General features: G+C 70.6%; 8 protein-coding genes and 2 pseudogenes. 4 read left to right on the top strand and 6 right to left on the bottom strand.

Annotation, left to right across the window (positions count from 1 at the left end):
• Positions 1–21 precede the first annotated feature (21 nt).
• Positions 22–762 carry a transporter substrate-binding domain-containing protein gene (locus ACFVST_RS07140; protein ID WP_390147683.1) on the bottom strand — a complete coding sequence of 247 codons (741 nt, stop codon included), beginning with the start codon at positions 760–762 and terminating at the stop codon, positions 22–24.
• A 370-nt stretch (positions 763–1,132) separates the two neighbouring features.
• The gene (locus ACFVST_RS07135; protein WP_390147681.1) at positions 1,133–1,600 is read right to left on the bottom strand and encodes a hypothetical protein; all 468 of its coding nucleotides are present in this window, start codon (positions 1,598–1,600) and stop codon (positions 1,133–1,135) included.
• Positions 1,601–1,848: 248 nt separating this feature from the next.
• Here ACFVST_RS07135 and ACFVST_RS07130 point away from each other — a divergent pair, with 248 nt between their 5' ends.
• Complete coding sequence (locus tag ACFVST_RS07130) at positions 1,849–2,379, top strand: hypothetical protein (protein ID WP_390147679.1); 531 nt, start codon at positions 1,849–1,851, stop codon at positions 2,377–2,379.
• A 443-nt stretch (positions 2,380–2,822) separates the two neighbouring features.
• Here the strand turns inward: ACFVST_RS07130 and ACFVST_RS07125 are convergent, their stop codons facing one another.
• The gene (locus ACFVST_RS07125) at positions 2,823–5,936 is read right to left on the bottom strand and encodes a tetratricopeptide repeat protein (protein WP_390147677.1); all 3,114 of its coding nucleotides are present in this window, start codon (positions 5,934–5,936) and stop codon (positions 2,823–2,825) included.
• A 179-nt stretch (positions 5,937–6,115) separates the two neighbouring features.
• Here ACFVST_RS07125 and ACFVST_RS07120 point away from each other — a divergent pair, with 179 nt between their 5' ends.
• Positions 6,116–8,566, top strand: a complete 2,451-nt coding sequence (locus tag ACFVST_RS07120; RefSeq protein ID WP_390147675.1) for an NB-ARC domain-containing protein — start codon at positions 6,116–6,118, stop codon at positions 8,564–8,566.
• A gap of 53 nt (positions 8,567–8,619) precedes the next feature.
• Here the strand turns inward: ACFVST_RS07120 and ACFVST_RS07115 are convergent, their stop codons facing one another.
• The 3 genes from ACFVST_RS07115 to ACFVST_RS07105 form a co-directional block, all read right to left on the bottom strand.
• The gene (locus ACFVST_RS07115; protein ID WP_390147673.1) at positions 8,620–8,949 is read right to left on the bottom strand and encodes a hypothetical protein; all 330 of its coding nucleotides are present in this window, start codon (positions 8,947–8,949) and stop codon (positions 8,620–8,622) included.
• 284 nt (positions 8,950–9,233) lie between these two features.
• Positions 9,234–10,478 carry a hypothetical protein gene (locus ACFVST_RS07110; protein ID WP_390147671.1) on the bottom strand — a complete coding sequence of 415 codons (1,245 nt, stop codon included), beginning with the start codon at positions 10,476–10,478 and terminating at the stop codon, positions 9,234–9,236.
• Between the two features lie 214 nt (positions 10,479–10,692).
• Positions 10,693–11,193, bottom strand: a complete 501-nt coding sequence (locus ACFVST_RS07105) for a GNAT family N-acetyltransferase (protein ID WP_390147669.1) — start codon at positions 11,191–11,193, stop codon at positions 10,693–10,695.
• A gap of 199 nt (positions 11,194–11,392) precedes the next feature.
• Between ACFVST_RS07105 and ACFVST_RS07100 the strand changes: the two are divergent.
• Both ACFVST_RS07100 and ACFVST_RS07095 read left to right on the top strand, forming a co-directional pair.
• Positions 11,393–11,881 (top strand): annotated as a pseudogene (locus ACFVST_RS07100) (TetR/AcrR family transcriptional regulator); the annotation flags it as partial.
• Positions 11,882–12,541: 660 nt separating this feature from the next.
• Positions 12,542–14,170, top strand: a pseudogene (locus ACFVST_RS07095) (acyl-CoA dehydrogenase family protein); the annotation flags it as partial.
• Positions 14,171–14,429 lie beyond the last annotated feature (259 nt).

The following is a 14,429-nucleotide window of genomic DNA, read 5'->3' as shown; positions in this document are numbered from 1 at the left end:
CCTAGAGCAAGTGATGGGCGATCAGCAGGAGTTGAGTTCCGGCTCGGTCGGTGTCCGGCCTGTCATCGGCTTGAGGTGCCGGTTGTAGAGGACGGCCCAACGGGACGTGGAGCCAGGGGACTTGGCCATGATGGCCGACAGTGCCTGGCACACCTCGTTGTGCAGTCCGACCTCGCGGGAGTTCATCGCCACCCCGTAGCCTTCGGAGCCGCCGGAGCTCGCCAACGCCTTTGTCTCGGCTGGGTACTTGTCGGCGAGCCCGGCGACGATGACGTCATCGGTGGCCACCCCGTAGACACGGGTCGCCGGATCCAGCAGCGCCTTCACGCAGTCCTCGTAGCCGGACCGGAGGACCAACTGGTCCCCCAATCCCTGCGACTTGAGCCACGGCACGTACACCGAGTTCCGTACGGTGCACACTTCGGCGGTCTTGTCCTGCTGGAGGTCGCTGAGGTTGTTGTAGGGCCGGTTCTTGCGCACCAGTACGCCCTTGAGGCTTTCGAGGTAGGGACCGGCGAACCGCACACCGTCGCCCTCCTCCCGCTGCGCGCTGATGCTGTACGAAGCGAGCACCAGGTCGACACGATTGGCCTTGAGGTAGGCGCCGCGGTTGTCCGAGGTGACCGGGCGGAACTTGATTCGGCCGGAGCTGAAGCCGAGTTCACGGCCGATCTCCCGGGCGAGGTCGGCCTCGAAACCCTGGTAGGTGCCGTCGCGGGCCACGCTCAGTCCGGGTGTGTCCGCCGAAACGCCGATCCTCAACTTGTCGTGGTGGTAACGGAAATCGGAAGTCGCACCATGACCGGGAGGCCCACTCGCCGGTTGACCGGACGTCAGGAGAATTCCTCCCGCCATACATGATGCAAGTACGGAGAGCACCGCTGTGACCAACGGGCGCCGTGCACGATTCTGCCGTCCCAGACCACAATTTGCGGCGTCCACGATACCGGTGATCCTCGGAGCGGCCCGGAGAACGATCGGTACGGCCCTTTCCGGAAGTCTTACGCCGAGAAGTCCGGCGGAGACCCGGCGTGCCATCGAATATCCGGTGCCGGGTGGACGGGACGTGCTGGTCGGCATCGGTGCGGGTGCGTCCAGCAGGCCGGCGAGCACCCGGCGTACCAACGAGGTGTCACCGCCCACGGTTCCCTCCTCCCTGGCCGTACCTGGGGGTGATGACCACCAGCGGATCGCCGCTGTCGACTGTGGGAGGGGTGGCGCCGCCCCCGGCGGCACCATTCTGGGCGGCGAGTTCGCCGTTGGCGCCGGTGACCGCGTCGGCGACCTTGGAGATGTTTCCGAGTTGTGCCAGCAGCGACGGGGCGGAGAATCCGAGTGCGACCGCGGCGTAGGCGCCGCCGATCTGACCGCTCGCCCCGAACAGAACCGCAACGCCCGCCCCGAGTCCCATCCGGAAGAGCGTGATCAGTACATGGGCGGGCACATCGAGGTATTTGCCGAGCGTCGGCGGATTGGCCCTCACCTTGCCGGTGGGGGTTCGCCTCGCGGACTGCCATTGGCGGCAGCTTTCATAGATGGAGAGGAATTCAACCAGCGCACCGCCCCCGGCACCCCAGAGAGCGAACTGCCACCAGGGCATCTAGTCCCCCGTTCCGTCATACCGGCGGGACGGGATGGTCGGGGTCAGCGGACTCGTCCCGTCCAGGACCGTGGCCCGGCAGGGGCGTGCGGCGCTCGGCGAGGGTGGTTCCTCTAATCGGCCAGGCTCCATCGCGTCAGGCTACCGCGCGCCGGTGATCCAGTTGCCCGGTATGGATGCTGATGTGCCGTCAAACTTGTTGGAACAGAACGCAGTTGGACGCTGTCGGCGGGGGAAGAGATGAGGTTGTGGATCAGGGGATAGCGGCGGCGTTCGCCGGGGCGGCGGGGCTCATCGGGGCCGCCGTCGGCGGGTACGCGGTGGTCCGGGGTGCTCGGCTCGGCGCGGAGGCGAGTGTGCGCGCCGTTCGGCAGCAGACCGTCGATCAGGCGGCGACCGAGCACGCCCGCTGGCTCAGGGAGCAGCGTCTTGAGGTGTACGCGGCCTTCATCGGGGCGGCCCAGGACCTGCTGGAGAGCGCCGGAACCGCGCAGCGGGATCTGACCGCCACGGCGGCCGACGATGTCAGCGAGGCGTGCGCCACGGTCGCCGGCCTCCTCAACCGGGTCAGCCTGCTCGGCCCCGGGGCGCTGGCGGGCCATGCTCATGCGGTCATGCAGGCTGCGTGGGCCATGGCGCACGCACTGAGGAGCGCGGCCGAGCAGGGGGTGACCGGCGGGGACATGGCGTGGCTCACCTACCTCGGCGAGTTCGACGCCTACGTCAGGCAGTACGAGGGGTTCATCGACATCGCGCGGGCGGAGCTGGGCGCGACGTGAAGCCGGCGGCGGCCTCCGCGGAGTCCGTCCTCATGCCGTGCGCGCCAACCCCCTTGGGGATCACCGGCGTTGGCGTCCGGTAGTCCCCGCACGGTGGCCGGTACGGGGCCCTGGGGTGTCGGCAAGTACCGAACGGCGCCAGGGCGTTCACACATAGGTGTTCGGCGGGCCGGGAGCGTTGGATATGGCATAAATGATGCACGTGAAGGTAATCATTGCGAGGACGATCCGGTGTTTCGGGAATTTGCGCATTGCGGTCTTTCGCTTAGCGCCCGGGGAGCGCAGGCAGGCATGGGCGTCGTTCCGGATCGGTGATGGCACCGGAATCCGCGACGCCGATCACACTAGGGCACCGGAATATGGATCCGCACACCGGCGAGAGTGGGCATATTCCTTTGGCATATGCCAGAACGATGAATACGACCCGTGGCCGCTCGCAGAACCTACGAGGAAGCGACTTCGCCTTGCAGCCGGCCCAGCGCTCTCGCGGCGCGGGCCTGCTCGGCGGCCGCGCCGATGGCTCGGCTCAATTCGAGACTGCGGCGGAGTCTCGCCATGGCTTCGGTGGTGCGACCCGCATCCCATTCGGCCAGGGCAAGTTCGTAGAGCGCGTCGATCTCCTCGCCCGCCGCGTGAATGGCGCGCGCCACCTCAAGCGCGGAGAGGTGGTGCCGCACGGCCTCCTCGGTGCGGCCGACCTGGCGGTACACCGTGCCCTTCCTGGTGAGGGTGATGGCCTCCGCGCGGCGATCCCCGACACCCCTGAGCACGGGAAGGGCAAGGTCATACAAAACCAGGGCCTCATCGGCTCCGCCGAGTTCACTTATGACGGAGGCCAGGTTTATCTGGAGGGTGGCCTTGTCCCGTGGATTGCCCATATGGTCCGAGATGAGCATCGCCTGGCGGTAGTCGATTTCCGCGGCTTCCGGGCGGCCGGCCTTCTTGTGGACTTCCGCTTTGTTGTTGAGTGCGGAGTACCTTCCCCTGTCATCGCCTATGGATGTGAATTCAGCGAGCGCGGTGGTGAAGTAATTCAGCGCTTCCGCATTCTCGTCCAGGTGGAGATGGAGCACTCCGAGTATGTTCCGGCAGCGCGCTATCCGGAGTGTGTTTCCCGTCTGGAGGAGGGAGTTCAGGGATTCTTTCTCAAGCGATCGGGCCAGGGTGTACTGGCCGGTCTGCCACAGGGAGGTGGAGAGTTGGTGGATGCATTCGCTCTCTATTTCCGGTTCCCGCAGTGATCGCGCGATGTCCAGCGCCTCGCCGGCGACCGCGATCGCCTCCTCGTAGCGGGAGCCGTGGGTGTACACCATGGAGAGGTCGAGCAGGGCTCGGGCTCTGGCGCGGCTGTCACCTGCGGTGTTCCAGTGGGCGGCGGCGCGCTGGAGCAGTGGCTCGGCTGTGGCGGAGTGGCCCTCCATGTCCAGGAATCCGGCCAACACCTGGACGGCGACTGCGAGTTGGCGTTCTGTGCCGTGCTGTGCGAACCAGTGCAGAGTGTCCAGTAGATTGGCCGATTCGGTGATCAGCCACTGTTCCGCCGATCGCGCGTCACCGATATCCGGACAGGTCTGCGGAGTTGCGGGATCTTCCGGCTCGGCCGCGGCGCGGGGGCGGAAGGGATAGGCCAGCCGGTCCGCCCGGTCCGCGGCCCGGATGTAGTGATCCACAAGGCGTTGTACGGACTGTCGGACATCGTCCGCGGATTCGGCTTCATCGGCTTCGACCAGGTCTCGCGCATAGTCGCGCAAAAGGTCATGCATGGTGAAGCGGTGGGGAACGGGTTCGGCCACCAGGTGATGGGTGAGCAGTTCTTCCAGTACCCGTTCGGCGGAATCCACCGATAATCCGGTGAGCGCGGCGATCGCTCCCGTCCCGAACTCCACCCCCGTATGCAGGCCGATGTGGCGGAAGACCACCTGCTGCTCGGCATTCAGCGCCCGGTAGGAGACTTCAAAGACATGGGTCAACGCCCGTTCCATGTCGTGCAGTTGGGCCAGGCGGCCGCCTCCGCCCAGTTGGCGCAGCAGGTCGGCGGTGGTCCAGGAGGCGCGGGTGAGCAGTCGGCTGGCGGCGATCTCGATGGCCAGCGGGAGGTGGCCGCAGATACGGACGATCTCCGCCACATCGGACGGATCGTGGTCGCGCTCTCTGCCCAGCCGCCGTGAGAAGAGCGCGGCCGCGTCCCTGGGCGAGAGCACATCGAGCGAGACCGGCCGCACACCCGGCAGTCCGGGCAGCCATCGGCGGCTGGTCACCAGGACGGCCGTCGGGGAGGAGCCCGGGAGCAGGGGGCGGATCTGGGCGGAGGAGGTCGCGTCGTCCAGGATCACCAGCATCCGGCGGTCACGGGCCGCCGTACGCCATAACGCGACCAACTCGTCTAATTCGCCGGGCAGTTGCTTGACGGGCATACCGATCAGGCGGAGCAGTTCGGTGAGGGCGCGGGTGGGGGTCGCGCGGGTGCGGTCGGTGGAACTTCCGCCCAGGTGCAGGAAGATGCGGCCGTCCGGGAAGCGGTCGCGTAACCGGTGGGCCAGATGGACGGCCAGGGCGGTCTTTCCCACACCGCCCATTCCATGGATGGCCTCGACGGTGACGATGTCCGAAGCTCCCTGGCCCTCGGTGAGCGCGGTGGTGAGTCGCCGCAGTTCATCGTGGCGTCCGGCCCAGGGGACATCGCGCGGCAGATTGTCCGGGGCCCGCCGCGCCGGTGGTGCGGAGGACGCCTGCGCACCTGCCCCGGCTCGGTCCCCGGCAACGGCTCGTGTCCCAACTCCCGCCCCCGCGCCGGAGAGTAGGGCCGTCGCCGGGGTTCCCGCGAGGATTCCCTGGTGTACGCGGTGCAGCCCGCGCCCGGCGTCGAGGCCGATGTCGCGGACGACGCGCTGCCGGGTCCGCTGGAGCAGCCGGGTCGCCTCGGCCGTGCGGTTGCTGCCGTAGAGGGCGATGGCGAGGCGTTCGGCCAGGGCCTCGTCCACCGGGTGTGCCTCGGCCGCCGGGATGAGTACGGGGACGGCGTCGATGAAGCGGCCCTCGCCGAGGAGGATGTCGGCCCTGGTCACCGCGGCGACCAGACTGGTCTCGCCGACGGCGGTGCGCAGATGCTCGGGCCAGGTGCCGGTGATACCGGCGAGCGGTTCGCCGCGCCAGAGAGCGTCCGCCCGGTCCAGCAGGCGGAGGGCGGCCTGGGCGTCCCCGCCGTCGCCGAGCGAACGGGCCCGCTCCACGCAGGTCGTGTAGCTGCGCAGGTCCACCCGGTCCGGATCGGCCTCCAGGGCATAGGAGTTGGTGCGGCTGAGGATGGCGGGTGCGTCGGCGCCGGCGATCCGCAGGGCGCTCCGGATCCGGGAGATATGGGCGTGCAGCGCCTGTCTGGCCTTGTCGGGCGGGTGGTCGTCCCAGATGCGGTGGATCAGGGTGTCCACGCTCACCGTGCGCCCCGTGTCCCAGGCGAGGGCGGCGAGCGCCACCCGCGTCTTGGTCGACCCGAGGTCGTTCCGCCGGCCCGCCGCTCGGAGTTCCACCGATCCCGAGAGCCTGATCTCGAACTCCACCAGCGGCCTCCTCGACGGTAGGGCCTGCGGTCCCGAACGTTCAAGACTGTCATGAACCTGCCTTGAACGGCCATATCGGGACGCACCGGAGGGCGGATTTGACTGATAAGTAGCCCTACGGGTCCATGCCGTGGCCGAGACTGGGAGTGATTGCCAGAACGTGGAAAGGAGTTGCGTACGTGGGTGCTTTCCCCTCGGACGGACCGGAGGCGCTGCTGTCGGCCATCGCGGCCTGCGGTGCGGACCCCGGATCCGCCGCCTGGCGCGAACTGGCACAGGTGGTCGACACCGCGGCCCGCGCGGACCCCTCGGTGACCCGGCTCCGGCCCCCGCAACCCGCCGAGGGAAACCGGTCCCCGACCGCCTCCGCACACCAACTCGCCCTGGAATTACACACCTTGGCCGCCAGGGACACCGCGACCCGGCATGCGCTCACCGAGTGGTTATGCCACCACCCCGGCCCCACCGCACCCGGGCCGACCACCAACACCATCAGCGGGAACTCCGTACTCCACGGCCCCAGTGTGCAGGCCCGGGACATCCACGGCGGCATCCACTTCCACCAGCCCGTCCCGGCGCCACCCCGCCCCGGCCTCCCCGTACCGCGTCAACTGCCGCCCGTGACCGCGCGGTTCACCGACCGGGAGGGCGACGGGCAGGCCCTGGACAAGTTGCGCGGCGCGCGGCCGCCGCACGCGTCGCAGGTCCTGGTGGTGAGCGGCCTCGCCGGCGTCGGGAAGACCACCTTCGCCACCCACTGGCTGCACCAGCACACCGAGAGCTTCCCCGACGGCCAGCTCTACGCCGACCTCGGCGGCCAGGACTTCGAGGGGGAGCAGGGTCCCGTCTCGCCCTCGGTCGTCCTGGAGGCCTTCCTGGTCGCACTCGGCACGACCTCGGTCCCGGTCGCGACGGGCCAACGGAGCGCCCTGTGGCGGTCGTTGACCTCCGGGCTGCGGCTGGCGGTGCTCCTGGACAACGCGTTCACCGCCGCCCAGGTACGCCCGCTGCTGCTCGGGACACCGAACGGGCTCACCGTGGTCACCAGCAGAAGCAGCCTGACCGGCCTCCAGGTCGACGGCGCCGATCTGCACCGGCTGGCGGGGCTCCCCGACGAGGCCGCCGTGGAACTCCTCGCGCTCGGCGGCGGTCCGCGGGTGGCGCGGGAACCGTCCGCCGCACGTGAAGTGGTCCGACTCTGCGGCCGGTTGCCCCTCGCGGTCGCGCTGGCCTCCGCCCAACTCGCCCTGCGGCCCTACCATTCCGTCGCCGCCCTGGCCGACAGCCTCTCTGCCGGCGAGGGCCCCGTCGGCTCACTGCGCGTCGACGGGGAGCCCGTGATGCGTACGGCGCTCGACCTGACGTACGAGGTGCTGCCGGAGGAGAGCCGGGCGCTGTACCGGCGGATGGGGCTGCTGCCCGGGGAGCGGCACGATCTCACCCTGCTGGCCGCCCTCGCGCGCGACGGGGTCGGCCCGCGGGATACCGGGGATGCCGCCGAAAGTGCCGTGTACGAGAGTGCCGTGTATACGCTGGTGGAGGCGAATCTGCTGGTGGAGACGGGCCCCGGCACCTACCGCTTCCATGACGTGGTGCAGCCCCATGCCCGGCGGCTCGGCGAGGAGTTGGAGCCCGCGGACCGTCGCGAGCAGGCGTTGCGCCGCTTCGTCGACTGGTGCCTGTCCACCGCGGCCTCGGCGGAGAGCATCCTCACCCCCAGCCACCGCCTCCCGGGACACGACCTTCCCGCCCAAGCCGCGCCCGCGACCCCGCTCGACGGCCCCGAGGCGGCCCTCACCTGGCTGGACACCCACCGCAACGGCCTGATGAGCGCGATACGGCACTCGGCCCAGGTCGGCTGGCACTCCTCCTGCTGGCGTCTGACGGACCTGCTCTGGCCCCTCTTCCTCCGGCTGCGCCCGACCGAGATGTGGATCGAGGCGCACCGACTCGGCCTGGAAGCGGCCCGCAGCAGCGGCTCCCGGGAGGGCGTGGGCCGTATGTTGACCTCCGGCGCGATCGGCCTGCGCAACGCCTGCCGGTACGCGGAGGCGGCCGACTGGTACCGGCAGGCGCTCGAACTAGCCCTGGCCGACGGGGACTTGAGGCAACAGGCTCAAGCGCTGAGCGGGTTGGGCCATGTCAGCCTGCTGGACGGCCAACTCGCCGGGGCGCGCGCCCACTTCGAGCACGCACTGCGGCTCCGGGAGTCAATCGGCTACCGCCGCGGAGCCGCTCTCACCCGACGCCGCCTCGGCGAAACCGCCTTGGCAGAGGGGGACTTGCACGATGCCGCCGGGCAACTGCGCCGAGCGGGCGCCGAATTGGTAACCCTGGGCGAGACCTACGAGGCCACCCGGGTGCACGCCATGCTCGGCCATGTCCTGGACCGCCGTGGGGAAAGCACCGAGGGCATCCCACTCCTGCGAGACGCCCTCGAACGCTTCCGGGCGGGTGAGGCGCGCTCCGAGCACTGGGAGGCGCGCTGCCTGGAGTGGCTGGGCCAGGCCGCCGCGGCACAGGGTGAACAGGCGGAATCCACCCGGTACTTCGAGGCCGCCCGCGACCTCTTCCGACGCCTCAGCCCCGAGGACGCCCAACGACTGGACGACCGGCTGCGGCAGCCCTGATCACCCCCGCGGCCGGCCGTCCCGCTCACCCGCGCACCCCCACCCGCGCACCGTCACCGCCCCTCCGCCAGCGATACGGAACGCAGTGCCCCGAGCGATCCCCCGGCCACCACCCAGGCGTGCGCCAGCGAGGCCACCGCCTGCGGTGGGACCGGTGCGTCCGTCCCGTCCAGCCGCACGAAGGACAGGGCGCCCGTCCGGGCCCGGACCCCGACGGCACATCCCGCCGCGGTGGCGGGTACGGCCGCGGCGAGGCAGCCGGGGTGCCCGGCCAGCAGCTCGCGCACCCGCCGCCGCGCCGCATCCGGCGCCAACGCCCCACTGCTCACCAGCACATCGGCGCACTCCATGAGCCGCGCACCGCCCGGACTGCTCGCGTCCACCCACAGATGCTCATCGCAGGGAGACCCATCGCCGGGCCGGTGCGGGCAGCGGGACGTTCCCGGATACGGGCGCTCACCGGCGGACGGCGCGCGCTCACCGGCGGAGGAGGGCAGGCGGTCCGACCGGACGAGGGCCGGACCGTGCGCCACGTCCGAACGCCACACCACGAGGGACGAGCCGTCGTCACGCGAGACCGCCGACGACGCGCTTTCCTCATGCGAGACCGCCAGAAAGCACACCGTGGCCCACGCGGCGTCCGGCCCCGGGGTCGCGAGCCGGGCGCTCATCGTGCGTCCGCGGTGCCCGGGGCAGACTCCCACCGGGAGAGCGGCGGGGGCAGCGGAGGCGGTGCGGCCGGTGAGGGGCTGGCCGGCTCCCCCAGCCCGAGCATCCGGTAGACCACCGACCGCATCCGCCGGTGGAACTCGCCCGGCACCGAGGACAACGACGCCGTGACCTGGTCGTACTGCCCTGGACGGCGTAGGCGTGCCGCGTACTCCAGTTGTTCCGCCAGCGGGTGTGCCGGGGAGACCACCGGTGCGACGGCGGAGAGCAGGGCGGCCGGGGAGGACGCCGACACCTCCCGCCGGGGTCCGGCGGTCAGCAGCATCGTCGCCCCGGTGAGGGTGCCGTACGCGGTGAGGGAGCCGTGGTCGCCGATGACCCAGTCGGCCGCGATCAGCACCGACTGCCAGTCCGCTTCCGGCGGGACGACCGCGATCCCCCGTTCCCGGCAGCAGGACAGCCAGCCGCGCACCTGCCGGTCGCCGTGCCCCGCGAACACATTGGGGTGGACCAGCATCGCCACCCGGTAGCCCTCACGCGGCAGTTGGCTCAGCAACTGCGGTAGCAGCGAGTCCAGTCGGCCGAACGTCGAGGTCGGCCCCCAGGTGGACGAGACGACCACCAGCCGCTGCCGCCCGCCGATACCGAGGGCACCGCGGTACGCCTCCCGCCTAGGCACACCGGCCGTGATCCGGTCGACGCAGGGGTCGCCCAGCACATGCGCCACCGGAAGCGCCTCCGGGCAGGACTCGGCCAGTTCCGCCAGATCCCGGTCATGGGCGTAGACGATCGCCGAGGGCACCAACTCGCCGTCGTGCAGGAGGTGTTGGCGGCTGAGCATCCCGGGTACCCGGCGCTCTCCCCGGGCCAGTGTGCTGACGTCGGTGAGCAGTTTGATCTGCCCCGCCCCGTGCGAGATCCGCAGGACCGGCGCCCGCAGTCGGTGCACTCCGCGGGACCCGGCCGCGAGTGCGAGGTCGAACTCGGCCCGCAGCGCCTCCTTCCAGGGCACCGTGGAGATGCCCAGGCTGCGCAGGTACTCGGTGGTGCCGGTGCCGAAGGCATGTGGCGCGACCGTGAAGACCAACTGGATCCGCAGATCGGTCTCCAGCAGTTCGAAGACCTCGCGCAGACGCTGCGCGAAGGTCACCGTGTGCACGACCACCAGGACCCGCCTGCAGTCCCGTACCGTGAGCCAGTGGCCCTGCTCGATCAGTGCTGGTTTCGTTGTTCGGACAGACACGCGATTCCCCCATCGCTGAACGCTGTGTACAACGGACAGCAGGCGATTTCCCGGCCCACCCGACGCTTTCCTTGCACACCGCTTGCAGCGCTCTTGCCGTGCTGTGTGGGGGAGTTGGGGACCGGTGTGAGTCAGACGGGGGCAGTTCGGGCGGGCGGGAGACGGAGGCGGTGCGCGGCACGGGCGGTGGCCGTACGGTCCCCCGCCCCCACCCTCACCAGCGGTACGCGAACTCCACCTGTTCCAGGGGCTTTCCGTCCCCGAAGTCGCGCGGGCGGGAGGCGCCGGTCTCGGTGAAACCGCTCTTGGTGTAGAAGCGGCGGGAGCGCGGTGTGTCCCGCAGCGTCCACAGATGTACGCCGAGGCTGCCCTCCTCGCGGGTCCGGCGCAGCGTCCCGGCCATCAACTCGGCGGAGGCACCGCTGCCCCAGCGCTCCGGATGGCAGTAGAAGCTGTGGATCTCGGCCCAGCCCTGCCGTTCCTCGGAGGGGCTGTAGACGGCCAACGCGGCTGCCGCACCGTCGAGTTCGGCCAGGAGAACGGTCAACTCCCCTTCGGCGAGCCGCTGATGCCAACGCACCCGGCGATCCTCGACCCCGCGGACGGCGAACTCCGCGTCGAAGAACGGCGCATAGGCCTCCGCCCAGGACGCGGCGTGTACCTCACCGATCGCATCGGCGTCGACGGGCTCGGCGAGACGAACGTGAACGGCCATACGGGCACCCTACGAAACGGCCTCCACTCGACGGAACGGCGGCGCCAGGGGGGAGGTCGGCCATGGGGAGGTCGGCCATGGGGAGGTCGGGGGGACGGGGGCGGCTCCATGGCTACGGCGAACCGGTCCGACTCACCGACCCCGTGGAACGGTCCCGACACCCCTGGCAAGAAGCTCTGAATGGTGGTTCACTTTTTATATGGCCTACCGCAAGACCCCCGCCGAACTGCGACGACTCGAAGCCACCCGGGAACGCCTGGTCGACCGTGCCACCGCCGTCGTGGCCGAGGTCGGCTGGGCCCAGGCCTCGGTGACCGCCGTGGCCCGCTCCGCCGGAATAGCGGCCGGCTCCGTCTACCAGCACTTCCCGTCCAAGGCGGCGCTCGCGGTGGAGGTGTTCCGGCGGGCCGCGGGGCACGAGGTGGCGGTACTCGGCGAGGTGCTGGGCGGCCCGGGCGACCCGGTCGAGCGGCTGGCCCGCGGGGTGGAGGTCTTCGCGCGCCGCGCCCTGGAGAACCGCGGCCTCGCCTACGCCCTGCTCGCCGCCCCCGCGGAACCTGCGGTGGGCGCCGAACGCCTCGACTACCGCCACCGCTACCGTGCCCTCTTCGCCGAGGTGGTGCGGGAGGGCGTCGCCACCGGTCAACTCCCCGCCCAGAACTGCCGGATCACCGCCGCCGCCCTCACCGGCGCGGTCGGCGAGATCCTGGTCGACCCGCTCACGGAACCGGGCGAGGAAGCCGTCGCGGACCTCCTGGCCGACCTCACCGCGACGGCGCTGCGCTGCGCGGGGGCGGGGTCCGACCGCCCGGAGGGGCCGCCGTCCAACCGCCCGGACCGAGAGCACCGCTCCGTCCAGAGATCACCGCTTCCGTCAGCGAGCACCGCTCCACCCGGAGAGCACCGCTCACCCAAGAGAGCGCCGCTCCCATCCGAGAGCACTACTCCGGCCCAAGAGCACCGCTCCCGCAAAAGAGCACCGCTCCCGTCAGAGACCACCGCTCCGCCGCCCCACCCCCCGGAGCCGAGAGCACCGCTCCCGAAAGAGCGCACTGCACACCCCAGAGAGCACCGCTCCCGAAAGAGCGCACTGCACACACCAAAGAGCACCGCACTCGCTAAAGAGCACCGCTCCCAACAAAGACCACCGCTCCAAATCAAGAGCACCGCTCCGCCCCACCCCCCCAAGGAGCCCCACATGACACCCACCAACGCCCCCACCAACGCCCCCACCGACCCACCCGCCACCCCACCCACCGATCCCCCGGCAGACGCCACACAACCCACCACCCCCACCGCCCCCACCACCGACCCCACCTCGGTCACCGCTCCCACCCCCGCCCCCCACCCCACCTCCGTAACCCACCAAGTAACCAACCAGCCGCCCCCGTTGACCGGTCACGACCCCGCCGAGGACGCCGTTCTGCTGGAGGGAATCCGGCGGGAGGGGGCCACCTGGCATCTGGGCGAGTTGCACCGCTTCGGTCGGTACACCGGGAGTGAGGCCGCCCAGCACCTCGCCGACCAGGCAAACCGCCACGAGCCGGAGTTGCGCACGCATGACCGCTACGGGCACCGGATTGACGAGGTCGAGTTCCATCCCGCCTATCACTCGCTGATGGAGGCCTCGGTGGGGGCGGGGCTTGCCGGGGCGGCGTGGGGCGACAGCCGGCCCGGGGCCCATGTGGCGCGGGCGGGCAGTTTCATGCTGGCCAGCATGTTGGAGCCGGGGCATCTCTGCCCGGTGTCCATGACGTACGCCGTCGTTCCCGCTCTGCGCCGTTCGCCCGAACTCGCCGCACGGTACGAGCCGTTGCTCACCAGCCGCGTCTACGACCCGGGCCTGCGCACTCCCGCCGGCAAGCGCGGGCTGCTGGCCGGGATGGGGATGACGGAGAAGCAGGGCGGTACCGATGTGCGGGCCAACACCACCAGTGGCGTGCAACAGGCGGACGGGACTTGGCGGTTGCGTGGGCACAAGTGGTTCACCAGCGCGCCGATGAACGACGTGTTCCTGGTGCTGGCGCAGGCGCCGGGTGGGCTCTCCTGCTTCCTCGTACCGCGCGTACTGCCCGACGGCAGCCGCAACACCTTCCGTATCCAGCGGCTCAAGGACAAGCTCGGCAACCGGTCCAACGCCAGCAGTGAGCCCGAGTTCGATGACACGGTGGCGTGGCTGGTCGGGGAGGAGGGGCGGGGGGTGCGCACCATCATCGACATGGTGACGATGACCCGCCTGGACTGCGTACTCGGTTCCGCGGCCGGTATCCGCGGGGCGCTCGCGCAGGCCGCGCACCACTCCCGCTACCGCAGTGTGTTCGGCGCCCGGCTCTTCGACCAGCCCCTGATGCGCAACGTCCTGGCGGACCTGGCCCTGGAGTCGGAGGCCGCCACCACCCTCGCGCTACGTCTCGCGGGCGCCGCCGACCGGGCCCAGCAGGGCGATGACAGCGAACGTGCCTTCCTCCGCCTGGCCACCGCCGTCGCCAAGTACTGGATCTGCAAGCGGCAGCCGCCCGCCGTCGCCGAAGCGCTGGAGTGCCTCGGCGGCAACGGTTACGACGAGGCCTCCGGGATGCCGCGCCTCTACCGCGAGGCCCCCCTCAACGGAATCTGGGAGGGCTCCGGCAACGTCAACGCGCTCGACATGCTGCGCGCGCTGGCCCGCGAACCGGAGTCCCTGGCCGCCCTCTCCGCCGAGATCGAGGCCGCGGCCCGTGCCGACGCCCGACTCGACGCCGCCTGGCGGGAGTTGCGCGCGCAGTTCACCCTCACCGAGGACGCCCAGCTCCGCGCCCGCCGCCTCATCGAGCGCACCGCTATCGTCCTCCAGGCCTCCCTCCTCGTCCGCCACGCCCCGTCCGCCGTGGCCGACACCTTCTGCGCCACCCGCCTCACCGGCGACCAGGGCCTGGCCTTCGGCACCCTCCCCCCGACCACCGACTTCACCGCCCTCCTGGACCGCCTCCCGGCCTGAACGGGGGCTTGCCTCAGCGGTTGAGGGGGTGGGCGTTCCGGGGTGGCGGAGCTCAAGTCCGGGTGTTCGGGCGGGAGTTGGACGAGTGCCGCCGCCCGCTCGGGTGGTGCGGTTCGACGCGGTCGACTTTCGGCGGTCAGTGACGCTCACCGGGCGACTGGGCACGTCGGGGGACTCGTGGGCGCCGCCCACCCATACAGATCCGTCTGTACCGGTTCACGCGCTGGACGACGCAGGTAACTGCTCCTGAACCTGGGCA

Origin of the sequence: Streptomyces sp. NPDC058045 (assembly GCF_042885635.1) — a bacterium.
Taxonomy (GTDB): Bacteria; Actinomycetota; Actinomycetes; order Streptomycetales; family Streptomycetaceae; genus Streptomyces.
The sequence above is the reverse complement of the archived record's forward strand: the minus strand, read 5'-3'. Positions and strand labels throughout refer to the sequence as shown.